28 protein-coding genes and 1 pseudogene are annotated in these 25,925 nt (G+C 38.0%); 9 read left to right on the top strand and 20 right to left on the bottom strand.

Annotation, left to right across the window (positions count from 1 at the left end; genetic code table 11):
• The first annotated feature begins 12 nt into the window (after positions 1-12).
• The 7 genes from P4V41_RS07045 to P4V41_RS07015 all read left to right on the top strand — a co-directional run bounded on the left by P4V41_RS07045 (position 13) and on the right by P4V41_RS07015 (position 3,648).
• Positions 13-888, top strand: a complete 876-nt coding sequence (locus P4V41_RS07045; RefSeq protein WP_328084142.1) for an N-acetylmuramoyl-L-alanine amidase — start codon at positions 13-15, stop codon at positions 886-888.
• 143 nt (positions 889-1,031) lie between these two features.
• Entirely contained in the window at positions 1,032-1,430 is a 399-nt protein-coding gene (locus P4V41_RS07040) for a hypothetical protein (RefSeq protein ID WP_328084141.1), read from the top strand.
• A gap of 15 nt (positions 1,431-1,445) precedes the next feature.
• The gene (locus P4V41_RS07035) at positions 1,446-1,649 is read left to right on the top strand and encodes a hypothetical protein (protein ID WP_328084140.1); all 204 of its coding nucleotides are present in this window, start codon (positions 1,446-1,448) and stop codon (positions 1,647-1,649) included.
• A gap of 138 nt (positions 1,650-1,787) precedes the next feature.
• On the top strand, positions 1,788-2,219 hold the full coding sequence (locus P4V41_RS07030; protein WP_328084139.1) for a hypothetical protein: 432 nt from the start codon (positions 1,788-1,790) through the stop codon (positions 2,217-2,219).
• A gap of 152 nt (positions 2,220-2,371) precedes the next feature.
• Entirely contained in the window at positions 2,372-2,596 is a 225-nt protein-coding gene (locus tag P4V41_RS07025) for a DUF5659 domain-containing protein (protein ID WP_328084138.1), read from the top strand.
• A 36-nt stretch (positions 2,597-2,632) separates the two neighbouring features.
• Positions 2,633-3,331, top strand: a complete 699-nt coding sequence (locus tag P4V41_RS07020) for a MarR family transcriptional regulator (RefSeq protein ID WP_328084137.1) — start codon at positions 2,633-2,635, stop codon at positions 3,329-3,331.
• 179 nt (positions 3,332-3,510) lie between these two features.
• Positions 3,511-3,648 (top strand): hypothetical protein, encoded by a 138-nt coding sequence (locus P4V41_RS07015; protein WP_328084136.1) that lies wholly within the window; start codon positions 3,511-3,513, stop codon positions 3,646-3,648.
• 127 nt (positions 3,649-3,775) lie between these two features.
• Here P4V41_RS07015 and P4V41_RS07010 read toward each other — a convergent pair whose 3' ends face one another.
• The 17 genes and pseudogenes from P4V41_RS07010 to gpr all read right to left on the bottom strand — a co-directional run bounded on the left by P4V41_RS07010 (position 3,776) and on the right by gpr (position 20,862).
• Complete coding sequence (locus P4V41_RS07010; protein ID WP_328084134.1) at positions 3,776-4,078, bottom strand: zinc ribbon domain-containing protein; 303 nt, start codon at positions 4,076-4,078, stop codon at positions 3,776-3,778.
• Positions 4,079-4,171: 93 nt separating this feature from the next.
• A pseudogene (locus P4V41_RS07005) lies at positions 4,172-4,747 on the bottom strand (flotillin-like FloA family protein); the annotation flags it as partial.
• Between the two features lie 22 nt (positions 4,748-4,769).
• Positions 4,770-6,101: a nodulation protein NfeD gene (locus P4V41_RS07000; protein ID WP_328084133.1), complete on the bottom strand. Its 1,332-nt coding sequence runs from the start codon at positions 6,099-6,101 to the stop codon at positions 4,770-4,772.
• A 100-nt stretch (positions 6,102-6,201) separates the two neighbouring features.
• Positions 6,202-6,645: a GatB/YqeY domain-containing protein gene (locus tag P4V41_RS06995; RefSeq protein WP_328084130.1), complete on the bottom strand. Its 444-nt coding sequence runs from the start codon at positions 6,643-6,645 to the stop codon at positions 6,202-6,204.
• A 20-nt stretch (positions 6,646-6,665) separates the two neighbouring features.
• Positions 6,666-6,839: a 30S ribosomal protein S21 gene (gene rpsU, locus P4V41_RS06990; RefSeq protein ID WP_066237650.1), complete on the bottom strand. Its 174-nt coding sequence runs from the start codon at positions 6,837-6,839 to the stop codon at positions 6,666-6,668.
• A 148-nt stretch (positions 6,840-6,987) separates the two neighbouring features.
• On the bottom strand, positions 6,988-7,662 hold the full coding sequence (deoC, locus tag P4V41_RS06985) for a deoxyribose-phosphate aldolase (RefSeq protein ID WP_328084129.1): 675 nt from the start codon (positions 7,660-7,662) through the stop codon (positions 6,988-6,990).
• Positions 7,663-7,824: 162 nt separating this feature from the next.
• Complete coding sequence (gene mtaB / locus P4V41_RS06980; RefSeq protein WP_328084127.1) at positions 7,825-9,177, bottom strand: tRNA (N(6)-L-threonylcarbamoyladenosine(37)-C(2))-methylthiotransferase MtaB; 1,353 nt, start codon at positions 9,175-9,177, stop codon at positions 7,825-7,827.
• Between the two features lie 5 nt (positions 9,178-9,182).
• Positions 9,183-9,935 (bottom strand): 16S rRNA (uracil(1498)-N(3))-methyltransferase, encoded by a 753-nt coding sequence (locus P4V41_RS06975; RefSeq protein WP_328084126.1) that lies wholly within the window; start codon positions 9,933-9,935, stop codon positions 9,183-9,185.
• Between the two features lie 17 nt (positions 9,936-9,952).
• Positions 9,953-10,894: a 50S ribosomal protein L11 methyltransferase gene (gene prmA, locus P4V41_RS06970; protein WP_328084737.1), complete on the bottom strand. Its 942-nt coding sequence runs from the start codon at positions 10,892-10,894 to the stop codon at positions 9,953-9,955.
• 291 nt (positions 10,895-11,185) lie between these two features.
• Entirely contained in the window at positions 11,186-12,298 is a 1,113-nt protein-coding gene (dnaJ, locus tag P4V41_RS06965) for a molecular chaperone DnaJ (protein WP_328084125.1), read from the bottom strand.
• A gap of 172 nt (positions 12,299-12,470) precedes the next feature.
• Positions 12,471-14,300 (bottom strand): molecular chaperone DnaK, encoded by a 1,830-nt coding sequence (dnaK, locus tag P4V41_RS06960; RefSeq protein ID WP_328084124.1) that lies wholly within the window; start codon positions 14,298-14,300, stop codon positions 12,471-12,473.
• A 34-nt stretch (positions 14,301-14,334) separates the two neighbouring features.
• Positions 14,335-14,907, bottom strand: coding sequence for a nucleotide exchange factor GrpE (gene grpE / locus P4V41_RS06955; RefSeq protein WP_328084123.1), 573 nt, complete (start codon positions 14,905-14,907; stop codon positions 14,335-14,337).
• A gap of 25 nt (positions 14,908-14,932) precedes the next feature.
• The gene (gene hrcA, locus P4V41_RS06950) at positions 14,933-15,958 is read right to left on the bottom strand and encodes a heat-inducible transcriptional repressor HrcA (RefSeq protein ID WP_197133243.1); all 1,026 of its coding nucleotides are present in this window, start codon (positions 15,956-15,958) and stop codon (positions 14,933-14,935) included.
• 80 nt (positions 15,959-16,038) lie between these two features.
• A complete protein-coding gene (gene hemW / locus P4V41_RS06945; protein ID WP_328084122.1) occupies positions 16,039-17,184 on the bottom strand; it encodes a radical SAM family heme chaperone HemW in 1,146 nt (381 codons plus the stop codon).
• Between the two features lie 73 nt (positions 17,185-17,257).
• Positions 17,258-19,096, bottom strand: coding sequence for a translation elongation factor 4 (lepA, locus tag P4V41_RS06940; RefSeq protein WP_066396318.1), 1,839 nt, complete (start codon positions 19,094-19,096; stop codon positions 17,258-17,260).
• Between the two features lie 234 nt (positions 19,097-19,330).
• Positions 19,331-19,684, bottom strand: coding sequence for a DUF3679 domain-containing protein (locus P4V41_RS06935; protein ID WP_328084121.1), 354 nt, complete (start codon positions 19,682-19,684; stop codon positions 19,331-19,333).
• Between the two features lie 68 nt (positions 19,685-19,752).
• Complete coding sequence (gpr, locus tag P4V41_RS06930; RefSeq protein WP_328084120.1) at positions 19,753-20,862, bottom strand: GPR endopeptidase; 1,110 nt, start codon at positions 20,860-20,862, stop codon at positions 19,753-19,755.
• A 156-nt stretch (positions 20,863-21,018) separates the two neighbouring features.
• On the opposite strand from gpr, the gene rpsT reads away from it, so the two are divergent.
• Complete coding sequence (gene rpsT / locus P4V41_RS06925) at positions 21,019-21,285, top strand: 30S ribosomal protein S20 (RefSeq protein ID WP_066291124.1); 267 nt, start codon at positions 21,019-21,021, stop codon at positions 21,283-21,285.
• A gap of 372 nt (positions 21,286-21,657) precedes the next feature.
• Here the strand turns inward: rpsT and holA are convergent, their stop codons facing one another.
• The gene (gene holA, locus P4V41_RS06920) at positions 21,658-22,683 is read right to left on the bottom strand and encodes a DNA polymerase III subunit delta (protein ID WP_328084119.1); all 1,026 of its coding nucleotides are present in this window, start codon (positions 22,681-22,683) and stop codon (positions 21,658-21,660) included.
• 286 nt (positions 22,684-22,969) lie between these two features.
• Here holA and P4V41_RS06915 point away from each other — a divergent pair, with 286 nt between their 5' ends.
• A complete protein-coding gene (locus tag P4V41_RS06915; protein ID WP_082820577.1) occupies positions 22,970-23,101 on the top strand; it encodes a YqzM family protein in 132 nt (43 codons plus the stop codon).
• A gap of 35 nt (positions 23,102-23,136) precedes the next feature.
• On the opposite strand, the gene P4V41_RS06910 is transcribed toward P4V41_RS06915, so the two are convergent.
• The gene (locus tag P4V41_RS06910; protein ID WP_328084118.1) at positions 23,137-25,425 is read right to left on the bottom strand and encodes a DNA internalization-related competence protein ComEC/Rec2; all 2,289 of its coding nucleotides are present in this window, start codon (positions 25,423-25,425) and stop codon (positions 23,137-23,139) included.
• Positions 25,422-25,883: a ComE operon protein 2 gene (locus P4V41_RS06905; protein WP_328084117.1), complete on the bottom strand. Its 462-nt coding sequence runs from the start codon at positions 25,881-25,883 to the stop codon at positions 25,422-25,424. Before P4V41_RS06905 ends, P4V41_RS06910 begins: the two co-directional genes overlap by 4 nt.
• Positions 25,884-25,925: the final 42 nt, after the last annotated feature.

Genomic DNA, 25,925 nt, shown 5'->3' with positions numbered 1-25,925 from the left:
AAGGAAAACAATATGATTAATCCTAATGAAATTGAAATTGCCTTATGTGATGGGCATGGAGACCACGGAGTTACACCTGGCAAAAGAACTCCTCTTTTCCCTGATGGTTCAGTAATGTACGAGAACTCTTTTAATAAAGTTGTAGTTAAATATCTTGATCAAGAATTAAGACGACATGGATTTAGAACATACATGGTAGCACCTACTGATGCAGATGCTCCCCTTTCAACTCGTACACGTTTAGCTAACACTAGAAATGTAGACTTATATGTATCAGTTCATGCAAATGCTGCTGGAGGTGTTTGGGGTAAAGCTGAGGGTGTTGAAACATTTGTTCTACCTAAAGGTGAATCTAAAAGAATTGGTACTTTAATACATAAGCATTTGTCTGAAGGTACACAACAAAAAGATCGTGGAGTAAAAGATGGTTCGCACCTATGGGTAATTCGCAAAACAAATATGCCAGCAGTACTATTGGAATGTGCTTTCATGGATAATATGCGTGAAGCTAAGTTGTTACTATCTGATTCATTTAGAAGAGAATGTGCTACAGAGATTTGTAAAGGTATCTGTGAAGCTTATGGGGTTAAATATAAAGATTTAAATGAAAACAAATCTGAACAACCTAAACCAGCAACTAAGCAAGATATTATTGAGGAGGTAAAACAAGTTATGAGAGACATTAATGTAGTATCATCTTGGGCAAAGAAAGAATGGGATGAAGCAAAACTAAACGGTTATTTCGATGGAACTAGACCAGGAGATAATATTACTCGTGAGGAAACTGCGGTAGTTATGAATCGTGTTAGACGTAACCTTAAAGATGTAATGGCAGAACTTGATGAAAGACTAGTTAAACTTGAAAAAATGATTCAAGAAATTAAGTAAATTACACAACAAAGGTGATTATCCACTACCTACTAAGAAGTCAATAATCACCTTTATGTAGCCAACTTATGTTAGCCATTTAAATATAACATGAAAAGGTTGGTGATGCAAGTAAATTATTCAATTTGAGAGGGATGAAATCGTTGGATGACTTCAAAGAAAGTACTCTACAACGTGTTACCAGATTAGAAGAGAGACAAGATAATACCGATAAGAAGATTGAAGAATTGACTAATGATAATAAAGTTTTAGGTCGCTTAACTATGCTAATGGAAATGCAAGTTGAAAGCAATAAACGTCAAGATGAACAAATGCAAAAGCAAAATGAAACTATGTTAAAGATGAGTCACAGTATGGAAAAGATGAGTGATTCATATGAGAAACTTGATGGTCGTGTGGGATCACTTGAAAAGATTCAATCAGATAATAAAGTTGCCGATTGGTTTAAAACGAAGATGAGTAACTTATTATTTAAGATTGTTCCAACAATCATAGCAACCTTAATCGGTGCTTATTTACTTATGAGATTCGGACTTAAATAATCAGGAGGAATACATATGAAAAAGTTATGGTCTAACCTAAAGAAAGTTAAAGAAAAACAGTGGAAATTAATCGTTCCCCCACTTGTAGCTTTAGTTGTATTTGGTGGAGCACTAATGGGATATGAAATTGATGCATTGTCTTTAACTGAAAAGTTAACTGCTTTTATTTCAGGGGCAGCGTTGATCCTTGGAATCTTTATGAATCCAGATAAGAAATAACTTTCGTTAAAATATTTCTTTTATACAAACCTAAAAAAGATTGTGAATTAGAATTATAAAAACCTAATTTTACTAGGTTTTTAGATTTCGTTTTTCACAATCTTTTTTCTATTTTTAAGTAAAATGAGGTGAAAATTTATGCCACTCAATAGAATCCAAAAGCAGATGTTAGATTTTAATGCTGCTACATCTGAAGAGTTAAATGCACATACAAGTAATAGTTCTATTCATACGACTCAAGCAGAAAAGGATAAACTTGCAGGAATTGAAGCTCAAGCTAATAAATATGTTCATCCTGCTAATCATTCACCAAGTATTATCACACAAGATGCTAATAACAGATTTGTGACTGATACAGAGAAAGCAACATGGAATGGTAAAGCTGATACTTCTTCAGTTACTACTGTGGACAATAAAGTGAATGAAATGCGATTGTCAGGAGTAACTGCTTCAAGACCTGTACCTAGCTATGTTGGACAAATGTACTTTGACACTACACTTGGTAAGCCTGTATATGCAAAAGTATTGTCACCTGCTACATGGGTAGATTCAGCAGGTGCTACTGTATAAGTTTTTTGTTGTTGGAGAGACTTCATTCATTTGGAGTCTCTTTTTCAATGCAAACAAAAGTTCAAAAGATATGGACTTCGCTAAAAGAATGCTCAGTCCTTCAGTTCAAAGCAGAGCTTTTCACTGAGAAAATTAGATTAGGAGTGAATTAAATGAAAGATATGTATTATACACAATCGTTAAACTTGGCAGCTTACATTATGTCAAAAGGAATTGATCCAGTCGGTAAAACTAAGTCAGGCAAATCAGTAACTATCTACTTCAATAAGACAAATGAATTACATGACGTTGTAAGGGATTATAACAATCAAGAAGAATTAAAGAAGTTCATTTCAGCATTTAGAGAACTCAAGCATTACCTCAATAAAGTAAATTAATCAACAAATATATTATATGTTTAGGAGAGTTTTAATATGAATTACAATCAATCACAGTTAGCAAGAATGGTACATGAAATCGTACTATCAAAAATGAAAGAAGAATTAAGCGAAATCTCGGATAAGTATGACATCCCTGTTGAGGATATCGAAAAGTTAGCAATAAGTCTTTATGTAAAGGACGTTTCAAAATCACAATGGAAATCATCCAATGCACGATTTATTAAGCTGTATGAAAAGGAAGTTGAATTACTCTTTGATAACGGAATTATTAATTTCAGCGAAATGGGCTTTATGGTCTTCTTATCTTTGAAATTTACAACTTATGAGGATAATACTCTAAGGAATAAAGATGGATCACTGTGTACTCAAAAAGACATTATTGACTTAAGTGGTATGACAAAGCCCACTGTCTCAAGAACACTTAAAGGATTAATTGAGAAAAAGTTAATATTTGAAAAGAAACATGACCAAGTGAAAAACGGAAAAAAGTATATGATTTCCCCTTATATCTTTTATAAAGGCAGGTTGATGGATAGAAATTTGAAGCAAAAATTTCAAGGATTAAATCAATTATTCGTTGACACTTGGAAAAATAAATTACCAGATAATAATGAAATTGAAACTAATGAAAATAACTTTGAATTTGATACTGAAGAATTCCTTTCATTAATTGAAAAAGAAATAGTAAATCAGCATTCTGAAAGTTTAGATTCAAATTATACATATAACTAATTAAGGGTAGATAAGTAGAGATACAGAGTATGACTTTTCGATGAAATCCTTTATTATTACTAAGTTTTTAGGCAATTTAAAGGTTAAATAAATGGAACTATAAATTAATCAAAATCTATATTTATCAACTAACTTACAATTAATAAGTAAAAAATATGAAACTATGAGGATGTGTAGTTATGACTACAAAAGATAAAATGGATGAAATGTTAAAGGATATTAGGCAGGCAATTGAAAGCAATGACCTTGAAGAAACTTTAACATTAATCGGGATGTTGGAGAGAGCTGAACAGTTGGAAGAATGGTTGGCTGAATAGTACCTACTTCCCGACTTTCATGTCGTGTAGAAGTTGAATAATGTAGACCTTACCAAAAATGACAAAGAGCAGGATTCACGGGAATATTCCTCCCTCCTGCTCAATTTACTTTTCCGATTGTGTTGTCCTAAAAATTAATCACACTTTGATTGTAAGATTGAACGTGTCCATCTTTGTATCTGATCTCAAATTTATCCAGGTACATAACTATTTCATCTATTTCCTCATTCAATTCCTCTGCTGATAATTGTTTCTCATATCTCATATCAACGTAGAAATCCAACTCTTTTTCTGAAATTGGATTGTTGCTGCAAAAGTCTTTACCGTAGTTACAGCGTCCGCCACACGCATATTTAACCTTATCCCTATACATTTTAACCTTATAGTTCTTTAAACACTCAGAGCAGCGTATAAGCCCCTTAAAACGCATTTTAACATCTCCTAACTATGATGCTTGTCCCAAATTAACTCTAGCCACAATTTCAACTGATGGAATCATTGTATCACTTATTCTTACTGACAATCTATTCTTAGTCTTTGTATGAATCGTACTAACAATCCCTTCACCAACACGGGCGATTATCGTTTCTTCACCTGCTCCACCTACTAGGCGATCGATATTCGCACGAACGGTGATTCTGGCTTTTGCTTTTACTTCAATTCCGTCTAATGCTACACCGGCAATAAAAGGTGTTTCAATTACTTTAGGGTTTACACTCATCTGAACAGCTTCGAGTACATCACGTCCTGCTAGATCAATGGCTGCAGCTCTCTCGAAGCTAAGTTCAATATTAGCACGATGTGCTGCGATCAACGCATTTACTACTCTATCAACATTCCCTCCAGCTAGATAGTGACTTTCGAGCTGGTTCGTACTTAAATCTAATCCCGCTTTTACTGCTTTAATCAACGGATTAACTACCCGGTTCGGAATAACTCTTCTTAATCTCATCCCAACCAATGTAAATATCCCTACTCTTACTCCTGCTGCTAATGCAGAAATCCATAACATAACGGGCACAAACGTAAATAATACAGCTAATGCGATAACAATCAACCCTATAATTACGATACTGGCGATCGATCCGAATTCTAACATCCACACACTCTCCATTCATTATTTATTCATTATTTTTTTCAATAGCTCTTACTACAACACGTCCTCCAGAAACTTTAATAATTTTGACTGGCGTGCCTTTTTCAATATATGATCCTTCAGTTACTACATCTAAGAACTCATCTTCAAGCTTTAAACTTCCAGAAGGTCTCAATGTTGTTGCAGTGACGCCGATCCTACCTGTTAAATCATCGCGTTCTTTGTGTGATAGATAACCTTTTTCAGAGCTCGTTGAGTCAAATAGTACGAGTTTCTTTAAAGAGCCGTTATAACCGAATGATCGTAAGAAAAAATATGATCCGATGATTGTAACAACAATCGCGATTGCAATGGCGATCAAAATTCCTGATAATGATCCACCTGCCATGATCAATCCTGTTAACACGGCCAACACCCCCAGTATACCGATAATACCACCTGGCAAAAACAACTCTAGGATCAATAAGATCAGTCCAACACCAAATAAAATGATTGCTTCCCACCCGGCTAGACCCGCTATCATATGACCGTAAAAAAACAGCAATAATGATAATGCACCGATAGAACCCGCAATTCCAAAGCCAGGTGTATAGAGCTCTAAAACAAGGCCTAAGCTTCCTAAAGATAAGAGAATAGGCACGACAACAGGATTTGTAACGAAACGTGCTATCTTATCTGCGAAAGTAGGATTAGACTCTAAAATTTTTGCATCCTCCAAATTCAGATGTGCTAGCAGTTCTTGACGATCTTCTGCAATTTTTTCTGCATATCCTACTTTTAATGCTTCACTGGCTGTAAGAGTAAGCAACTCACCTTTTTCTAATCCAAGTTCAGGAATTTCAAAGTCAGGATCTACCATCGCCTCAGCATATATTGGAGCTCTCTCATTCAGCTCTGCTGCTGCAAGCATTTCTGCTTTCCAAGCAGACTCTGCTTTTTGTCCAGCGGTATTTCCTTGACTGTCAATCACTGCGGCAGACCCGATAGTAGTAGATGGCTTCATAACTACCTGGTCAGCATTTAAAGCGATATACGCTCCTGCTGAAAAAGCATTTTTAACCACATACGCTGTGATTGGAATTTCTGATTCTCTCATGACTTTTGCGATATGTAATGCTGCGTCTACTCGGCCTCCAGGAGTATAAATCTCTAGAATGATATGGTCAGTGCCATCTTTCTCCGCTTTTTTAATACTTCTCTCTAAAAAAGCTTCAAGACCTCTTTCTACTTCATGTTCTACAGGTATAAAAGTAACTGTCTTTCCTTTACCTGCTGAGAATACTTGTGAAGTTGAAAGCACTCCATATATTCCCCAGATCAGACAAAGCATATAGATTAGCAGTCGAATCCTTTTCACAAACTAACACCCCCTCCACTCTATTTTACGTTAATTTGTGGAAAAAAGTTTCAAAAATAAGAAAACGCCCTGTATAAATACAGAGCGTTTGTCATTTCAATTATGATAATTGTTGCTGAACAATACGATTAACGAGTCCGCCATCGGCTTTCCCTTTAACTTTAGGCATGAGAGCCCCCATAACTTTACCCATATCAGCTTTTGAAGTAGCACCTATTTCAGAAATGGTTTCTGCAACGATTTCTTGAAGTTCTTCTTCTGTGAGCTGTTTTGGTAAATATGGCGTAAGAACAGCAATTTCATCTTGAAGTCCAGCGACTAAATCATCGCGGCCAGCTTTTTCGAATTCTTGGAGGGAGTCTTTTCTTTGTTTCATTTCGCGTACAAGAACGGTAAGCTCTTCTTCCTCGTTTAATTCACGCCCTAGCTTGATGGCTTCATTTTGAAGTGATGCCTTAAGCATGCGAATCACAGAAAGCTTCTGCTTGTTCTTGTCCTTCATCGCTTGTTTCATATCTTGATTTAGTTCTTTAAGAAGACTCATATTACTAACTTACACCCCGCTTAGAACTTACGCTTTCTTGCTGCCTCAGCCTTCTTCTTACGCTTTACGCTTGGCTTTTCATAATGCTTGCGCTTTTTAACTTCAGCCAATGTTCCATCTTTGGAAACGGATCTTTTAAAACGACGAAGAGCATCATCAATGGATTCATTCTTGCGAATACGTGTTTCTGCCATTTGTATTTCCCTCCCTCCAGACCACCCTTACATAAAGTAAAGATGCGTCACATATCTTTTGCCATTATAATATATCCTTGCAATGCGGTCAACTTAATTTAAACAAGTTGGTCTTCTAGAGAATAGGTAAATGGCGTAAAAATAAAAATTAATAATCTGAAGTGGAAGTTCCGCCTTCAACGATCGCGATTCCTGCACTTGCTCCAATACGTGTTGCGCCAGCTTCAATCATAGCCAACGCCGTCTCGCGGTCACGTACAGCACCTGAAGCTTTAACACCGATGTTTGGTCCAACTGTCTCACGCATCAATTTGATGTCTTCAACAGTTGCTCCACCTGTTGAAAATCCTGTTGATGTTTTTACAAAATCAATTCCTGCTTTAACAGCGATCTCACAAGCTTTTACTTTTTCTTCGTCTGTAAGAAGTGAAGTTTCAATGATTACTTTTGTTAAAGCTTTACCTTTAGCTGCTTCAACAACAGCACGAACATCTTGTTCAACTAACTCATAGTTGCCATCTTTTAATGCACCGATGTTGATAACCATATCTACTTCAGTTGCTCCGTTTTCAATCGCATTCTTCGTTTCGAACGCTTTTACTTCTGGAGTGTTTGCACCTAATGGGAAACCAATCACAGTACAAACCGCTACATCTGAATCTTTTAATTGTTCGAATGCAGTGTAAACCCATGTTGGATTAACACAAACAGAAAAGAAATTATATTTTTTAGCTTCCTCACAAAGAGTTAAGATTTCTTTCTTTGAAGTTTCAGCTTTTAATGCTGTGTGGTCAATCATTCTTGCAACGTTTAAATTGCTCATTTCAACAAACCCTTTCTTAATAAAAAAATTAAACACCATTAGTATCATAACAAATTTTTCGACATAAATCGAGCATCTTAAAAATATTTACAGTAAGGTGCATTAACCACGCCGAAACCTTAAGTATGATAAAAAAAACACCCTGGGATGAACTCCAGGATGTTAGCTTGATACAGCTTGCTTTAGGATTTCTTCCTTTTCTTGTTTTACAAATACACCTTTATTATAAGGATACCCAGCTTCAGTGATTTTCACTTTAATCAATTTCCCTATCATCTCTTCATTTCCTTCAAATAGAACTTTAAGATAATTCGGCGTATATCCTACATATAGTTTGTTGGTAGGGTCTTCTTTAAAAGCCTCTTCAGGAATCACTTCCACAACTGTATCTTCGTAGTTGGATGCATATTCTTTAGCTAATTGATCTGAGAGAGCGATCAGCTTGTGTACGCGTTCGTTCTTAATATCCTCAGGTACTTGATCCTCCATCTTTGCAGCTGGTGTACCAGTACGCTTAGAATAAGGGAATACATGAAGTTCCATAAATTTATGTTTCTCAATGAATTGGTACGTCTCCATGAATTCTTCCTCTGTCTCACCTGGAAAACCTACAATTACATCTGATGTAATCGCAAGTCCTGGGAGTGCCTCTTTTAAACGGTCTAATCTTTCACCGAACATTTCCATTGAATACTTTCTTCTCATTCTTTGTAGTACCGTATTAGACCCTGATTGAAGTGGTATATGCAGATGAGGAACTACTTTGTCTGATCTGCCCATAACTTCAATCACTTCATCAGAGATCTGACTAGCCTCAATGGATGAGATACGAATTCGTTTTAATCCAGAGATGTTTTTATCAAGATCATCCAACAACTTCGCAAATGAATAATCCTTCATATCTTCTCCGTATCCAGCTGTATGAATACCTGTAAGTACGATCTCTTTATAACCAGAATCTACAAGCTGCTGTGCTTGAGAAAGTACATCTTCAGGGTTACGAGAACGAAGTAGACCTCTTGCCCAAGGTATGATACAGAACGTACAGAAATTATTGCAGCCTTCTTGAATCTTAAGCGATGCTCTTGTTCGATCTGTAAATGCAGGAACATCTAGTTCCTCATATACACGTGCCTTCATGATGTTTGAAACACCGTTAATAGGCATACGTTCTTCTTTATATTGTTGAATATAGTTAAGCATTTTAGAACGGTCTTGCGTGCCGACAACAACATCGACTCCCGGAATCGCCATAATCTCTGCAGGCGACGTTTGAGCGTAACAACCTGTAACACAAATAACAGCGTCCGGATTTTTCCGGATAGCTCTTCGTATAACTTGTCTGCTCTTTTTATCTCCCGTATTCGTAACGGTACATGTATTAATTACATAGACGTCTGCAGTACTATCAAAATCTGTACGTTCATATCCTTCAGCTTGGAAAAGCTGCCAGATCGCTTCAGTCTCATAATGATTTACTTTACAACCTAATGTATGAAATGCAACGGATGGCATATTGATCACCCCTTTAGTTCAAAATGATAAGATATAGCTGATAACAGGTACAACGGTGCTGTTTCCGTCCTTAATATCCTTGGACCCAGCCCGCACAACAAAAATCCATGATCATTTAACAAGGTTGCTTCTTTATCACTGATGCCACCTTCTGGACCGATCACACATAGGATTGAGTCTCCTATATCAGCTGAACTTAAAGCAGAAGCAAACTTAGAGACTTCGTTTTGTTTTGCTTCTTCTTCAAATGCAACGATTTTTATCTTATACTGTTCTGCCATTTTTAGCAAATCAGAAAAAGAACCAGGATTCAATATGTCTGGAACCCGATTTCTGTGTGACTGTTCTGCTGCTTCTTTTGCAATTTTCTCAAGTCTTTCCTTTTTCTTAACCGCTTTTTTGTCATCCCACTTTACAACAGATCGGTCTGCAGAAAATGGAAAGAAGGATGTTGCACCAAGTTCGGTACCTTTTTGGACGATGTATTCTAACTTATCTCCTTTTGGCAGTCCTTGAGCAATGGTAACAGAGACAGGAAGCTCAGCCTTCTTCTCAATATCATTCAAGATCTTCGTCTCTACTTCGTTACCATCGACCTCTATGATTTCACACAAAGATGTACGACTTTTGTTATCACAGCAGATGAAATTGTCTCCTACTTGCATTCTCATCACCTTTAAGATGTGCTTAGCATCGTCCCCTGTAATCGTAACGAAGTCATCTTTCCAGTTTTCTGATGAAACAAAGTACCTTTGCATGAAATGCACTTCCTATCCTATTCCTTATTTTGAGCAACGATCGCAACCCAATCTTCCATTTCTAAGACTTCTACAATTGTAAAGCCTTGTTGTTCTAACTTCTCTTTAACATCACGTTTTTTTCCTTGTATGATTCCTGAAGTAATAAAGTACCCCCCTGGCTTCAATATTTTAGCTGTATCCTCGACGAACAATAGAATAATTTCAGCCAAAAGGTTTCCTACAACAAGATCGACAGGACCCTCAATACCTTTTAAAAGATCATTTTGGTCTACGTTTACTTTTGTGTGAACCTTATTCAGCTTCACATTTAAGCGTGCGGAGTTTACGGCTACTTCATCAAGGTCGTATGCTTCCACTTGTTTTGCACCTAGCATAGCAGAAGCGATACTTAATACACCTGATCCTGTTCCAACATCAATAACAGAATCACCTTCTGCGATATATTTTTCGATAGCCTGTAAACTCATAACAGTTGTTGGGTGTGTTCCTGTACCAAACGCCATACCTGGATCTAGTTCAATAATAAGTTCATCAGAATGTACAGGTTTGTAATCTTCCCATGTAGGAGTGATCGTGATTCTCTTTGAGATTTTAACCGGTTTATAATATTTTTTCCAAGCAGTCGCCCATTCTTCCTCATTCACTTCTGAAATAGAAATCGTGTTTGCTCCGATATCAATATCGTATCTCACTAGATTTGTTATCGACTGTTTAATTTCTTCAACCGTTTCACCTAAAAAGCTGTTTACAGGTAAGTAAGCTTTTAAGATTACACCTTCAGAAGGATAATCAGATGGGTTTAGCTGATAGATTTCGCCAAATACGGATTGACGCTCTTTAGAGAGGTCATCTACATCCTCAATCACAACTCCGCTAGCTCCCGCCTCATGTAAAATATTCGATACTGGTTCAACAGCTTCCTGAGTAGTGTGGATGCTAATCTCTGACCATTTCATCATATCAACTCCGTTTGTTAGTTTGGCTTATAGAAAATTTAAGATATTCCTGTTGCAAGAGGGTGGTTGATTTCCACTCCAGGCCGCTCGCTTTCCGCGGGGCAGGCGGTGAGCCACATTCGTACGATTCACTCTTAAGTGTCTCACCTGCCCACCTGTCCCGCAGGAGTCTCGCACCTTACGTTTCAATCAACCTGCCAAAGATGTAAATAGATACAAAACAAAAAACTTTTAGAAAGAGGTTTAGAAAGTTTATTTATGCATGTATAACTTAGGTATTGCAGGTTGATTTTACTCGCCTTTAAATGCTCGTTTTACTTTGTCGAAAAATCCATCTTGTTGTTCATCTGGCATGCTTCCGCTGATTTCTGAGAAGTCGCGAAGAAGCTGTTTTTGTTTTTCTGTTAAGTTTTTCGGTGTGATGACTTTTATTTGAATGTGCTGGTCACCTTGACCTCTTCCGTGAACGTTTTTTACACCTTTACCTCTTAAGCGGAAATGAGTTCCTGTTTGTGTGCCTGCTGGAACTTTAAGCTTAACTTTTCCATAGAGTGTTGGGACTTCAATCTCATCACCTAATGCAGCCTGAGAGAACGTTAACGGCATCTCACAAAGGATATCATCTCCATCACGCTCGAAGAACTCATGATCTGCTACTTGGAACACCACATAAAGATCTCCCGCAGGTCCACCGTTAACCCCAGGTTCTCCGTGGCCGGACATACGAATCTGCTGACCGTTATCTACACCAGCTGGAACTTTAACAGAAATCTTCTTGTTCTTGCGCACTTTCCCATTACCATGACACGTCTTACACTTGTCTTTTATGATCTTTCCTTTTCCACTACAGTGGTTACATACTCGGCGATTAACAATACGACCAAACGGTGTGTTCTGTTCAACGTTCAGCTGGCCGCTTCCATTACAATGTGAACACGTTTCAGGCTTTGTTCCAGGCTTAGCACCCGACCCATGACATGTTTCACATGATTCTTCTGTAGGAATCTGTATTTCTGTATCTTTACCGAATACAGCATCTTCAAAAGATAGTCTTAGTCCATACTGAAGATCGTTTCCTTGACGAGGACCGTTTGGATTTCTTCGGCCGCCGCCTCCACCAAAGAACATATCAAAAATATCGCCAAAACCGTCAAAACCAGCTCCGCCGCCACCGAATCCTTGATTTGGATCAGTATGGCCGAATTGGTCATAATGAGCTTTCTTTTGAGGATCGCTCAGTGTTTCGTATGCATCTTTTACTTCTTTAAATTTATTTTCCGCATCTGCCTCTTTATTTACATCTGGGTGATACTTTCTGGCAAGTTTACGGTATGCTTTTTTCACCTCATCGTTTGAGGCATTTTTATCTAATCCAAGTACTTCGTAATAATCTCGTTTACTCATATAGGACACTCCCGAATTCTCACATAAAAGTTATCTTACCATTGAATACCACCTGACTCAAGACGAAAACTGCAAAGGTTTTGTTACGTTCTTAAGTCCAATGAACTCATCTTCAACTCAGAAAAAAAGTCAAAGTCAAGATGACCTGACTTTGACTTTTATCTGCTAAAGGTTACTTTTTATCGTCGTTTACTTCTTCGTAATCAGCGTCAACGATGTTGTCATCGTTCTTCGTTGATTGTCCTTCTGCATCGCCCTGAGCTTGAGCTTGTTGTGCTGCTTGCTCATAAAGTTTTACAGAAAGTTGTTGAACGATTTCGCTCAATGCCTCTTTTTCTTTTTTAATTGCTTCGATATCGTCACCTTCAAGAGCCTTTTTCAAGCTCTCTTTTGCTTCTTCAGCTTTCTTCACTTCAGCTTCGTCTACCTTACCTTCAAGATCTTTCAACGTTTTATCAACTGTGAAAACAAGTTGATCTGCTTCATTTCTAGTGTCGATCTCTTCACGTTTCTTCTTATCCGACTCTGCATTTTCTTCAGCATCTTTTACCATGCGATCGATCTCTTCATCAGAAAGACCTGTAGAAGATTTAATCGTAATGGATTGTTCTTTGTTCGTACCTAGATCTTTAGCACGTACGTTTACAATACCGTTCGCATCGATGTCGAAGCTTACTTCGATTTGAGGCACTCCGCGTGGTGCTGGTGGAATCTCAGATAACTGGAATCTTCCAAGCGTCTTATTGTGCGCTGCCATCTCACGCTCTCCTTGAAGAACATGGATATCAACAGATGTTTGGTTATCAGCAGCTGTTGAGAACGTTTGAGATTTTGAAGTTGGAATCGTTGTGTTACGATCGATCAATCTTGTAAACACGCCGCCCATCGTTTCAATACCTAACGAAAGTGGTGTTACGTCAAGAAGAACAACATCTTTCACATCTCCAGCAAGTACTCCACCTTGAATTGCAGCACCAAGTGCAACAACCTCGTCAGGATTTACACCTTTATGAGGATCTTTACCTGTGAATTTCTTGATTGCTTCTTGTACAGCTGGGATACGAGTAGATCCACCAACAAGAATAACTTTATCAAGGTCAGATGGTGACATTCCTGCATCATTAAGCGCTTGACGAGTAGGTCCCATCGTACGTTCAACTAAGTCTGAAGAAAGATCTTCAAATTTCGCACGTGATAAGTTTAACTCTAAGTGCTTAGGTCCAGAAGCATCAGCAGTGATGAACGGTAATGAAATTTGTGTAGATGTTACACCAGAAAGGTCTTTTTTCGCTTTCTCTGCAGCATCTTTTAGGCGTTGTAGAGCCATTTTATCTTGAGAAAGATCGATACCGTTCTCTTTCTTAAATTCGCTTACTAGATAGTCGATGATCACTTGGTCAAAGTCATCTCCACCAAGCTTGTTATCACCAGATGTCGCTTTTACTTCAAAGAATCCATCTCCTAGTTCAAGGATAGAAACGTCAAACGTACCACCACCAAGGTCAAATACTAGGATTGTTTGGTCTTCATCTTTTTCAAGTCCATATGCTAATGCAGCTGCTGTTGGCTCGTTTACAATACGTTCAACTTGAAGTCCAGCTATCTGTCCAGCATCTTTAGTAGCTTGACGCTGAGCATCGTTGAAATAAGCTGGAACTGTGATTACCGCTTTTTCAACTTTTTCTCCAAGATAGTCTTCAGCATGGGACTTTAACTTTTGCAGGATGATTGCAGAAATCTCCTGTGGCGTATAATCTTTGCCTTCAACTGTTTCTTTATGATCTGTACCCATGTAACGTTTGATTGACATGATTGTGTTCGGGTTCGTTACTGCTTGTCGCTTTGCTACTTCTCCAACTGAACGATCTCCATCTTTGAAAGCTACAACTGATGGTGTTGTACGGTTTCCTTCCGGGTTCGGAATAACTACCGCTTCTCCACCTTCCATAACAGCTACACAAGAGTTTGTTGTACCTAAGTCAATACCGATGATTTTACTCATGTTTTTTCCCTCCATCATTCATATGTAGTTTTATCTACGCGTTTACTTTTACCATCGCAGGTCGAATAACTCGATCTTTTAACATATAACCTTTTTGCAGTTCCTCAATTACTGTATTAGACTCTGTTTCAGAATCCTCCACTTGCATCACTGCTTGATGCAGGTTGGGGTCAAACGTTTCACCGACTGACGGGATTTCTGTCAGACCCTCTTGTTTAAGCGCATCCGCTAGTTGACGATAAACCATTTCCATCCCTTGAATAAGAGTTTTGGTCTGATCGTTTGTAGCTTCAGTCTTCAAAGCACGCTCAAAGTTATCGAGTGCAGGTAATAACTGTTCAAGAAGACTTTGAGATTTATATTTAAGGCTTGCTGCCTGTTCTTCTCTTGTTCTACGGCGGAAATTATCATAATCCGCTTGAAGGCGAAGATTTTTTTGGCTGGCTTCCTCAAGCTTTGCTTCTAGCTCTGAAATACGTTGTTGCTCTTCAGTTAGAGTTTCTTCCGTAATAGATTCCACTTCTTCAACAACAACTTCTTCTGTTTCTGTTCCTTCTTCATTCACATCAGTTTGTGTTTGATCTTGAGTGATGTCCTCTTTGTTCATGCTTTCACCTCCCTAAAGTAATCCACTAATTTGAAAAATCGTTTAATATGTTCGTCATTTCCTTTGATAATGAATCTAGTAAAGAGATGACTTTTTGATACTCCATTCTTGTTGGACCGATTAACGAAATCGTACCTATATGTTTACCATGCATCGTGTAAGAGGCATTGATCACACTGCAGTTCTTCATCGCTTCATGCTCGTTTTCCGTACCAATTCTAATGGTAAGTCCTTTTTCTGTAGATGACACGAGCTTTTCCATTAAGTCACGCGTTTCTAAGAAATCTAGAAGCGGTCTAACTTTATCTAAGTCTCGAAATTCAGGCTGAGAAAGCATGTTTGTTTTCCCACCATAAAAAAGCTTTTCCTTCTTGCTCCATAAAAGAAGCTGATCTAAAAATACGCCCATGTTTTGATAATCTTTAAGGTGCTTTTTAAACACCGCCGAAAGTTCTTTTTGTATCCGTGTGTTCAATTCTATCAATCGAACACCTGCAAGCCTTTCGTTTAGAATATTGACGAGCTTTTCTAGTTCTGAAGGTTCGATCGTATCAGGCAGTACAATCTGTCTGTTCTCAACATGTCCCGTGTTCGTCACAAAGATTGCCACTGCGACTTGGGAAGAGATCGGAATGATCTGCATGTGCTTTAACTTCATGTCTAATGCGTTAGGTCCTAACACTACAGATGTATAGTTTGTCAGATCTGATAGAATCTTAGCTGATTGATCAAATAATGCCTCTGCCTCCTGGACCTTTTCTGTAAATAAAAATTCTGAATGACCTATCTCACTCTCTTTCATAGAAAGAGAAGGAAGCAGGTGGTCCACGTAAAATCGATATCCTTTTTCAGATGGTATTCTACCAGATGATGTATGGGTTTTCTCTAGAAAGCCAAGATCCTCCAAGTCCGCAAGTTCGTTTCGAATCGTTGCGGGACTGTAGGTAATGTCCTCTCGTTTAGAGATCGTACGGGAACCCACAGGCTCAACATGCTTAATATAGTCATCTATTAAAACACGAAGAATAAAGAGTTGTCGTTCCGTTAACATACCATCACCCCACTTGTTAGCACTCTTAAAGAGCGAGTGCTAAATCTATAATATAAGTTACCAAAAGGTACTCTCCGTTGTCAATCTAAAACTACACCAATAAATTCTTGGAAGACTTCGTTGCCTAATGGTCTTCCATCCTTGGTTAAAACGAGAGTGTCTTCTCGCTGTTCTAGCCAGCCTTTTTGAATGAGTCTTTGAATAGGTTCTTTATAAATATCAAACATGGATCTGCCATATCGACTCATAAACGTCGTATCAGAAACACCTTCCTGTTTCCGAAGGCCCATGAACATTTCTTCTTCCATCTTTTCAGATAGTGGAACCTGATGTTCTTCGATATACGGAAAACCATGTTCCGCGACCAAGTTCATATATTGTTTTAGTGGACCCGCATTTCTTCTTCTTGTTCCTTCAACATAACTGTGAGCTCCAGCCCCTATACCAAAATATTCGTTATTGTTCCAGTATTGGAGATTATGCTTGCTCTCAAACCCTGGAATTGCAAAATTGCTGATCTCATATTGTTTAAAACCTTTTTTATCAAGTGCCTCAATTAAATATTCATACATGGCAGCTTCAAGCTCTTGTTCTGGAAGAGTCAACTTTCCTTTTTGAGCCAAGTTATAAAAAACGGTTTTCTTTTCGATCTGCAGCGAATAAGAAGAAATGTGAGGAACATCTAATGCTAACGCTTCATCTACCGACTCCTTAAACATATCCATCGTTTGACCTGGCAGCCCAAACATGAGATCGATCGACATGTTATCAATACCTGCTTTTCTTGCCTCTGTAACTGTAGAATAGACATCTTCTTTGTTATGTGTTCTGCCTAATTTTTTTAATAAAGAAGATTGAAAAGCTTGAACGCCAACGCTTAGCCTGTTAACTCCATTCTCTTTTAACACTGCAATTTTTTCTTTTGTTGTCTGCTCTGGATTCGCTTCAACTGTAAATTCTTTTAGGGATCTGTTACCTAGCACTTCATTCACATCACTCAAGAACGTCTGCAGCTGCTGTTCGCTCAAAGAGGTTGGTGTTCCACCACCTACGAAGATGGTTTCCATCTCATAATCCTTGAACCTCGTCGTTGTATGAATCATCTCTTTTTTCATAGATTGTAGATATTCATCCACTGGCTGCTGATGAATAAATATCTTGTTAAAATCGCAATAATGACAGATTTGAACACAGAATGGAATATGCAGATACGCCGCTTTTAGCAAGATGTTCACCGCCTTTTTGTCTCATAAATTAGGAAAGACCGCTAGAATTGCCTTCGCGGTCTTAAGTTGCTTTTTATTTGTTGTTATTATTTGTATCATCCATACGAAGAACGGCCATGAACGCTTCTTGCGGAACGTCTACTCGACCGATGGTCTTCATACGCTTCTTACCTTCTTTTTGCTTATCTAAAAGCTTACGCTTACGAGAGATATCTCCACCGTAACATTTAGCCAAAACGTTCTTACGTAATGCTTTAATGTTTGAACGAGCTACAATCTTCTGTCCGATTGCCGCTTGGATAGGCACTTCGAACTGCTGACGCGGAATAAGCTCTTTCAGCTTTTCAACGACTACCTTTCCACGCTCATACGCAAAATCTTTATGAACGATTACAGAAAGGGCATCGATCTTCTCGTTGTTCAGTAATATTTCCATTTTAACCAGCTTAGATGGCTTATAACCAATCAATTCATAGTCAAGAGATGCATATCCCTTCGTACTCGATTTCAACTGATCAAAGAAATCATACACGATCTCTGAAAGAGGAATCTCATATAAAACATTTACACGGTTGTTTTCTAAATAATCCATCGTCATGAAGATACCGCGTTTCTTTTGACAGATCTCCATAATCGTACCAACATAATCGTTCGGCGTCATGATGGATGCTTTAACATAAGGTTCTTCAACTACAGAAATCTTCTGTGCTTCTGGCATATTCGCCGGGTTATCAACAATGATCTTCTCACCATCCGTCATCGTAACATTGTAGATAACACTCGGAGCTGTCGCGATCAAGTCGATGTTGAACTCACGCTCGATACGCTCTTGGATGATCTCCATGTGAAGCAGTCCTAAGAATCCGCAACGGAAACCAAAACCAAGTGCTTGAGATGTTTCTGGCTCATATTGAAGAGCAGAATCATTTAACACTAATCGTTCTAACGCTTCACGAAGATCGTTATATTTCGCTGTGTCTACTGGATATAATCCGCAGTAAACCATCGGGTTCATCTTTCTATAACCAGGCAGAGGTTCAGAGGCGCCTTTTACTGCACTCGTTATCGTATCCCCGACTTGTGTATCTCCAACATTTTTGATCGAAGCGGTTAAGAATCCTACATCACCAACCGTTAAAAAGTCTTTTTGAACCGCTTTTGGTGTAAACACCCCAAGCTCAAGTACTTCAAACTCTTTACCTGTCGCCATCATCTTAATCTTATCGCCGACTTTCACTGTACCTTCAGCTACTCGAATATACGTAACAACACCTCTATATGGATCATAAAGAGAGTCAAAGATAAGTGCTTTTAACGGCCCTTCCGGATCACCAGGTGGCGCCGGTACTTTTGCTACGATCTGTTCAAGAATATCTTGAATACCGATACCCGCTTTAGCTGAAGCAAGTACTGCCTCTGAAGCATCCAGTCCGATAACATCCTCAATCTCCTGACGCACACGTTCAGGCTCTGCACTTGGCAGATCAATCTTGTTGATAACCGGTAATATCTCTAGATCGTTCTCAAGTGCGAGATAAACGTTCGCGAGCGTCTGTGCTTCAATCCCTTGAGCAGCATCTACGATAAGCAATGCTCCTTCGCAGGCTGCTAAACTTCTAGACACTTCGTATGTAAAATCTACATGTCCTGGGGTATCAATTAAGTGGAACGTATAAATCTCGCCATCTTTAGCTTTATATTGAAGCTGAACGGCATTCAATTTAATCGTTATTCCACGTTCACGTTCAAGATCCATCGAGTCTAACAGCTGCTCTTTCATCTCACGCTGTGTTAGTGCACTCGTTTCTTCCAAAATTCTGTCCGCTAAAGTGGATTTCCCATGGTCAATATGTGCAATTATGGAGAAATTCCTGATCTTAGCTTGTCTTTTTAATTTTTCTTCTCTATTCATTATACGTTCACTCCTACAATTTTAGGAAAAGTCACTAGCTTTGATTATAGCAATACAGAGTATCTGTTTCAATCACAACCTAAAAAAATAGGATGAAGACGCGTTTTATGTTCATAGTAACTCTTTAGTAATGTTTTTATTCTGTTCTTTTTAATTTTCATCAAAATTTCTATGGTGAATGTTGAATGGCACCTAAATAAAAAGAACCAATAAAGGAAAGAATCCCTTATGGTTCTAGGGTGAAAAAATAGCTAGCATCTCACTAATGATAACACCAAATATAGAGATCATAACACCGAAAGCTGAAGAAATCCACGATGTAAGTCTTTGTCCAAGTGCTGAAAAAACATTAAAGGAATCTATTTTAGTTAGCGTTTCTTGCTTTGCTTTTATATCATGACTTGTTACTGAGGCTGATTTCGGTTTCGTTTCTTCTTGTTTATTCGAAGGATTTGAACTTGATTCTAAAGCTTCTTGTGGAGAGCCTTTTAACTCATCCATTTCAAAGTGTGCTTTTTGAATACCAAATAAAACCCCAAATAAAAGAATAGTTACTAGCCCGAAACACTTTAACATAAATTTTGTCATGATCATTCCTCCACATGGGGATATACGATTTAAATTTATGCACAAGCTTGTCCAAACATGACTAAAACTTAATGTGTATAAGAAGAAGTATTTCCTTGATCAATGCCACCATGAAGCGCTGTATTCAAACCATTTGCCAATACATTGGCCATGTCTTCAATAAACACATCGACTTCTTTCGGTGTGACCATCAAGTTGTGTCCGATCGGCGCAAGCACTTCACGAATCAACCGAAGTTTCTCATCTTCTTCTAATACACCAACAATTCCTAAGAACGATTTACGATGATCTTCCTCTGGCAAATCATCGTCAGTTAGTACTTTCTTTTCCCCAAACGTCATACCCGCCGGCAAAAGAGATTTGGAGGGTTTATCTTTCTCATTCATCTCGCGCCCAAAGTGTTTCAGGATAAAATCGATCGTATCACTTGTGATTGTTGCCGCATCAACAACCGTAGGAATTCCAATAGAGATCACCGGAATACCTAACGTTTCAAGGCTAAGCTCTTTACGTTTGTTTCCGACACCGGATCCTGGATGGATCCCTGTATTAGAAACTTGAATCGTGGCGTTCACCCTCTCAATCGAACGTGAAGCTAGAGCATCTATTGCTATGACAAAGTCTGGATTTGCCTTTTTAACGATCCCATCGATGATATCACTTGTTTCTATACCTGTAATACCCATTACTCCAGGCGAAATCGCACAGACTGGACGAAAACCCTCTTCAACGTTTTCCGGTGCTAACTCGAACAAGTGCTTTGTGATCGTCAAATTTTCAACAACCAAAGGTCCTAGAGAATCTGGTGTTACATTCCAATTTCCTAATCCCACAACGAGACAAGTGTCATCCTGTTTGATGCCTTGTTCTTTTAAGAACCGATAAAAATCATGCGCAAATACTTCTTGTACACGCTCCTGAAGCTTTGAATCTTTTTCACGAATTCCTTGAACTTCAAAAGTGACATACACACCTGCCTTCTTCCCGGTAGTCTCTGCTCCCTTTTCGTCAATCTCTACTCTAACGATCTTGATACCATCTCTATCTTTTTCATGTATAATGACACCCTCGAGCGTACTTTTATTAACAACTTCATCTTCTTTTAAAAGCATATCGTGCGCTTCTATAGCCAGATCCGTTCGCACAGAATAGGCTGACAGGTCTAAATCTTTACCCATAATCTACCACCTTCCTTTATCTTATTTTTGCCGCAACTCTTCCTTTTCATTCTTGTATTGCATTTAGAGGGCGATTTTGATAGAATACTTTGTGTCCTATTTTTTGCAACGGAAAGTAATTTTGTTGCTCATGGTTCATTTAGGGAGGTGAATGGATTGGCTAATATTAAATCAGCGATTAAACGTGTAAAAACTAACGAAAAGCGTCGTGCACACAACGCTTCACTAAAGTCTGGCATGCGTACTGCTATCAAAAACTTTGAAGCACTTGCAGCTTCAAACAATGCAGAAGGTGCTCAAGCAGCTTTTGTTACTGCTTCTAAGAAGATTGACAAAGCAGCAAACAAAGGACTTATCCACAAAAATGCAGCTTCTCGCCAAAAGTCTCGTCTTGCTAAGGCTTTAAACGGTGTTAACGCATAAATTGAAGGATGAAATCCGAAAAACGGCCTTACACCAATAGGTCGTTTTTTTATTTTGCACAATTCATTATAAAAGCCAGCTCATCTGTTAAATGTGAGCTGGCTTTTAGAATGTTTGTACATTGAACAAAACAGGTTCATTTATGGGACTAATGAAGGATTCACTTATACCATGCAGGGTATTCAACTTACTAATTTTAGATATTTGGACAATAATTATAGAAATTCTAGAGTTATTACGGCGAGTTTTGAACATAAATCGGCAAGTCATAACTCGACAAATAATCGTCATGCCTATACCCTCCATCACTAAACTATACTAGGAACATAAAAAAACCCCTTTTCATCATATGAAAAGAGGTTTGTCACAAACTTATGAGCCTTGTGAGAGTTTTACGATCTCTAACTCCAGCAAGAGTGTTTTGTCCATCTGGCCAGTTTTTAATTTATAATCTGTTTCGGCGAATTCATTCAGACAATTCCGAAGAAAAACTTCATTGAATCGTTTTGCATGTTTTGCAGCCAACTTTACTGCGTAAGGATGTAATTTAAGTGATGAAGCAATTTGCTTTTCCCCATATCCTTTCTTTTGAAGTTCTTTAATGCCGTTAATCATTCTAAATTGCCTCGTAATCAATGCATGAATTTGAATTGGCTCTTGATTTTGTTTCATTAGATCATAAAAGCTTCTAAGAGCTTGTTCTGTTCTTTTATGCACTACATGATCAACTAATGCAAACACATCATCTTCAAGAGTTCTAGCTACTAATGAATCCACTGTTTCCTTTGTGATAACTCCATTCACACCGACAAATAGAGCCATCTTTTCTATTTCTTTTGCTAATACTGCCATATGCGTTCCTAGTCTTGAAAGAAGCAGTTGAATCGCTTCTCCATCGATAGAGACTTCTAGATTCACAGCTTCTTTTTGGAGCCATTTTTCAGCGGTATCGTTACTAAGCTCTGAAACCTGAATCATCTCAGATTGTGCTTTAACCAATTTTACAATCTTCTTGCGCTCATCTAATTTTTCGTGGGGAACCACAATGACTAACGTTGTATAGTCTGCTGGATTTTGTATATATTGTTCAAACACTTTGAAGTCATGTTCGCTCTTTGATTTATCTTTTGCAGCTGTTAAGAAAGTTGCATTTTTTATTACTACGACGCGGCGTTCTCCCAAAAAGGGCATTGTTTCTGCGTCTTCAATTATCTCTTGAACTGAGATTTCATCTAGATTATGTACACTTAAGTTAAAGTCTCTTTCGTCAGGAGCCAAAAGGCTTGTAATAGTTTGTACCGCCTCTTCTGCTAAATAAGTTTCCGTGCCCCAAATCAGGTAGATCGGGTATGATTCTTTGTTCTTTATCTTCTTCTTTAACGTTTCTACTGTAAGCACCTTTTTCACCTCTACCTCTTATCCTATGAGGAACTATGTGCATTTGCAAGCAAAAGAAGGAACAGCACATACGTCTGTTCCTTCATTTATGATAAACACTAACACCAAAACGAAATAATCGTTTGAGGCTAGCTTTAATAGGATATCCTATGCATTTTTTAAATATTGGTGACAACGACTCTCATCTTTGGTAAGTTTTAGATAAAACACATAAAAGAAAGCATTTTCAGTATGGATTTTTTAAAAATGATAACGTATACTAAGGATGGATTAGGAGGGTTGTCACATGAACCATTTCGAAAAAGATGTACAAAGTAAGCGTAACGACCTTATTGATTCCGGCATGGGCTTTGTTGTATCATTTGGATTCTTTACGGTAATCTTCGCCATCGGAGTCATTCTAAAAGCAATCGCATAATACATAAAAAAAGACCGAATTTTTTCGGTCCTTTTTTATTGTGCCGTTTTAACCTTTAATCTCTCTTTATCTACCACAAATGAAATATCACCGTGTTGGTCTGTCCGATAAATGATAATCCCTCTTTCCTTAAATCTCTTCAAAACTTCTAGAGCAGGATGGCCATATATGTTATTTTCGCCTGCGGAAATAATTCCATATCGAGGAGAAACACTGTCTAGAAATGACTCAGTTGAAGATGTCATACTTCCATGATGACCGACCTTGAGGACATCAGATTTGATTCTTGGAAAACTTTTTATTATCGCTTTTTCAGCTTCTACTTCTATATCTCCTGTTAATAAAAATGTACGATCGTACACCTTAATCCAGAGAACGATAGAGCTATTATTTGAAGTGCTTTCTTTGGATCCAGGATGTAAAACTAAAAATAGAGAGTGAGCTGATTCCCACTGCATACCTTTAGCTAGCTTCACCACTTTTATCTTGTTTCTGGCTGCAGCAGTTTGGATGAGCGCCTCCATGTTATTACCTATTTGCTTATGAGGTAAAAATACATGGTTCACTTTAAAATTTTCGAGCAGAAACTCGCCTCCCCCAGCATGATCCAAATCTCCATGAGTAATGATTAAACCATCTAAGCGTTGAATACCTTTAGCCTTCAAGAAAGGATATACAACTTGTTTCGTAACATCATATTCTTCCTCTCTTTTTTCCCAATCCTCTTGATCGAAAGAGACTGAGCCACCAGTATCAATCAAATATACTGCTTTTCTATATGGTAGCTCAATGAGAATACTATCGCCTTGTCCTACATTAATAAAAGATATCGTTGCTTTTGGGTTCACATAAGGAAGCCCCCAATGAATACAACAGACCATGAGAAACGGAAGAGTCATCAATAATTGAATACGCTTAGTAACTTCCCATCTATAAAGAAAGTAAAATATCGCCACAAAGTACAGCGCAAATATCCAGTGAGCCGGTCTGCCTAAAATCACAGACATCTTGAGAGATTGCGCCTTTTCCATGACCAAGACTGAAAAATTAAACAAGTATTCAATAAACTCTTTAACGAAAAGAATTGATTCTGGGTTAGATAGTGAAAGGATCAGAATAAAAAAAGAAATCGGGAACAAAACCATTGAAACAAAAGGAATGTATATGACATTAAACGGAATGGACAATAAGGAAAACTCAAAAAAATGATAAAGAATAATCGGAACGGAAAATAAAGAACAGATGAAGGTAGTCATGATTAGCAACCTAATAGGTGAAGAGTTTTCGAGAACATATTTAGAAGTAATTAACACGAAGGTCATTAGAAAAGAAAGTTGAAATCCAAGGTCTGAAGCAAATGAAGGATCGCAACTCAGCATCCCTATACATACAAAAGACAGGAGGGTCACTGGGTGCACTTTTCTTCTAAACATCATGATCAATATAACAATCATGCCCATTATACCAGCTCGTACGATGGAACTCTCCGCTCCTGTTAGAACGATGTAGATCGGCAAGAAAAGAATGATCAGTATGTAAGCTATTTCTTTTATCACACCTAGTCGAACAAGAATTAAGTACAAGAAGTAAGTTACAATTCCAACATTAAACCCTGAGACTGCTAATAGATGCGTCAGCCCTAGTCCTTGATAATACTGAAGTGTTTCTGCTTCTATTCCATCTCTATAACCAAAAAGGAGGGCGTTCATCAATCCTGCTGTGTTTTTAGAAAAATGACTTTCTAATTCTTTAATACTTTTGCTTCTCCAAGTATTTATTTGTTCATATACACTTGGTTCTCTTACCTCATTACATTGATTCAAACCAAACTGTGCCGTTTTTAAGATCCAGTAAATATTATCGTTCCTTAAATATTCACGATAATCCATTCCATAAAAATGGGTATTTCTCCTGGGTTCCTGAAGCTTCCCCTTTATCGTGCACGTCAGATTTATGCGTAGATTTTTGAGCTGGTCCTTTTCGGCTGCTGATTTGATTTTATGATAGACAACAATCGTTTCATTATACGTTACAAGTTCAAAACGTAGCAGGTTTCCGTCTATTTTGGGGATTGAATTTATTTTGCCTGAAAACATCATTTGTTCCGCGGAAAGCTTTGAGAAACTTTTATTGTTATCATAATGAGAATAAATAAAGAAGAATGGGAGAAAAACGAGGATGTATACTGATTTTTTTCTGATTTGTATAACGATAACAATAACCAGGAAAGCCGCAAAAACTAACCCGGTTACCGAAGGATTCCGAGAAAGCCAAATCCCATAAAATCCTAGACATGCACTCAAGACTGCATGTCTAGGAATCATGCTTTATGAGCAAGGAATGTTGAAGGTAAGAAGTTCATTTCAACTTTCTCAACGATTACTCCCGCTTCTTTAAACTGTTCAATGCTATAAGGATGATTTTTATAATCCTGACCATAATAGATTTTTTTAATACCGCTTTGTATGATTGATCTACAGCAATGCAAACAAGGGAAGTGGGTCACGTACATTTCGGCACCTTCTGTCGGCACACCGAATTTTGCGCATTGCAAGAGTGCGTTCATCTCTGCATGAATGGTCCTTACACAATGACCATCTATAACATAGCAGCCTTCATCAATACAATGAACACCACCTGAGATCGAGCCATTATAACCTCCAGCGATAATCCGTTTATCTCTTACTATTGTTGCACCTACAGCTAATCTGGTGCATGTACTTCTCAGTGCAAGCAATTGGCTCTGTGCCATATAATATTCGTTCCACGATATTCGCTGCAACGCTAACCGCCTCCTCAATTTCTATAACCTAAGTGTAGTATT

This window comes from Fictibacillus nanhaiensis (assembly GCF_036213205.1).
GTDB classification, from domain to species: domain Bacteria; phylum Bacillota; class Bacilli; order Bacillales; family Fictibacillaceae; genus Fictibacillus; species Fictibacillus nanhaiensis_E.
Note: the sequence above shows the minus strand (reverse complement) of the source record. Positions and strands in the feature narration are given on the sequence as shown.

What these genes read in the sequence shown, in the direction of transcription:
- P4V41_RS07045 (WP_328084142.1), top strand. Translation starts at nt 13, where the DNA reads ATGATTAATCCTAATGAAATTGAAATTGCCTTATGTGATGGGCATGGA.
- P4V41_RS07035 (WP_328084140.1), top strand. Translation starts at nt 1,446, where the DNA reads ATGAAAAAGTTATGGTCTAACCTAAAGAAAGTTAAAGAAAAACAGTGG.
- P4V41_RS07030 (WP_328084139.1), top strand. Translation starts at nt 1,788, where the DNA reads ATGCCACTCAATAGAATCCAAAAGCAGATGTTAGATTTTAATGCTGCT.
- P4V41_RS07025 (WP_328084138.1), top strand. Translation starts at nt 2,372, where the DNA reads ATGAAAGATATGTATTATACACAATCGTTAAACTTGGCAGCTTACATT.
- P4V41_RS07020 (WP_328084137.1), top strand. Translation starts at nt 2,633, where the DNA reads ATGAATTACAATCAATCACAGTTAGCAAGAATGGTACATGAAATCGTA.
- P4V41_RS07015 (WP_328084136.1), top strand. Translation starts at nt 3,511, where the DNA reads ATGACTACAAAAGATAAAATGGATGAAATGTTAAAGGATATTAGGCAG.
- P4V41_RS07010 (WP_328084134.1), bottom strand. Translation starts at nt 4,078, where the DNA reads ATGCGTTTTAAGGGGCTTATACGCTGCTCTGAGTGTTTAAAGAACTAT.
- P4V41_RS06995 (WP_328084130.1), bottom strand. Translation starts at nt 6,645, where the DNA reads ATGAGTCTTCTTAAAGAACTAAATCAAGATATGAAACAAGCGATGAAG.
- rpsU (WP_066237650.1), bottom strand. Translation starts at nt 6,839, where the DNA reads ATGGCAGAAACACGTATTCGCAAGAATGAATCCATTGATGATGCTCTT.
- deoC (WP_328084129.1), bottom strand. Translation starts at nt 7,662, where the DNA reads ATGAGCAATTTAAACGTTGCAAGAATGATTGACCACACAGCATTAAAA.
- mtaB (WP_328084127.1), bottom strand. Translation starts at nt 9,177, where the DNA reads ATGCCATCCGTTGCATTTCATACATTAGGTTGTAAAGTAAATCATTAT.
- P4V41_RS06975 (WP_328084126.1), bottom strand. Translation starts at nt 9,935, where the DNA reads ATGCAAAGGTACTTTGTTTCATCAGAAAACTGGAAAGATGACTTCGTT.
- prmA (WP_328084737.1), bottom strand. Translation starts at nt 10,894, where the DNA reads ATGAAATGGTCAGAGATTAGCATCCACACTACTCAGGAAGCTGTTGAA.
- dnaJ (WP_328084125.1), bottom strand. Translation starts at nt 12,298, where the DNA reads ATGAGTAAACGAGATTATTACGAAGTACTTGGATTAGATAAAAATGCC.
- dnaK (WP_328084124.1), bottom strand. Translation starts at nt 14,300, where the DNA reads ATGAGTAAAATCATCGGTATTGACTTAGGTACAACAAACTCTTGTGTA.
- grpE (WP_328084123.1), bottom strand. Translation starts at nt 14,907, where the DNA reads ATGAACAAAGAGGACATCACTCAAGATCAAACACAAACTGATGTGAAT.
- hrcA (WP_197133243.1), bottom strand. Translation starts at nt 15,958, where the DNA reads ATGTTAACGGAACGACAACTCTTTATTCTTCGTGTTTTAATAGATGAC.
- lepA (WP_066396318.1), bottom strand. Translation starts at nt 19,096, where the DNA reads ATGAATAGAGAAGAAAAATTAAAAAGACAAGCTAAGATCAGGAATTTC.
- P4V41_RS06935 (WP_328084121.1), bottom strand. Translation starts at nt 19,684, where the DNA reads ATGACAAAATTTATGTTAAAGTGTTTCGGGCTAGTAACTATTCTTTTA.
- gpr (WP_328084120.1), bottom strand. Translation starts at nt 20,862, where the DNA reads ATGGGTAAAGATTTAGACCTGTCAGCCTATTCTGTGCGAACGGATCTG.
- P4V41_RS06915 (WP_082820577.1), top strand. Translation starts at nt 22,970, where the DNA reads ATGAACCATTTCGAAAAAGATGTACAAAGTAAGCGTAACGACCTTATT.
- P4V41_RS06910 (WP_328084118.1), bottom strand. Translation starts at nt 25,425, where the DNA reads ATGATTCCTAGACATGCAGTCTTGAGTGCATGTCTAGGATTTTATGGG.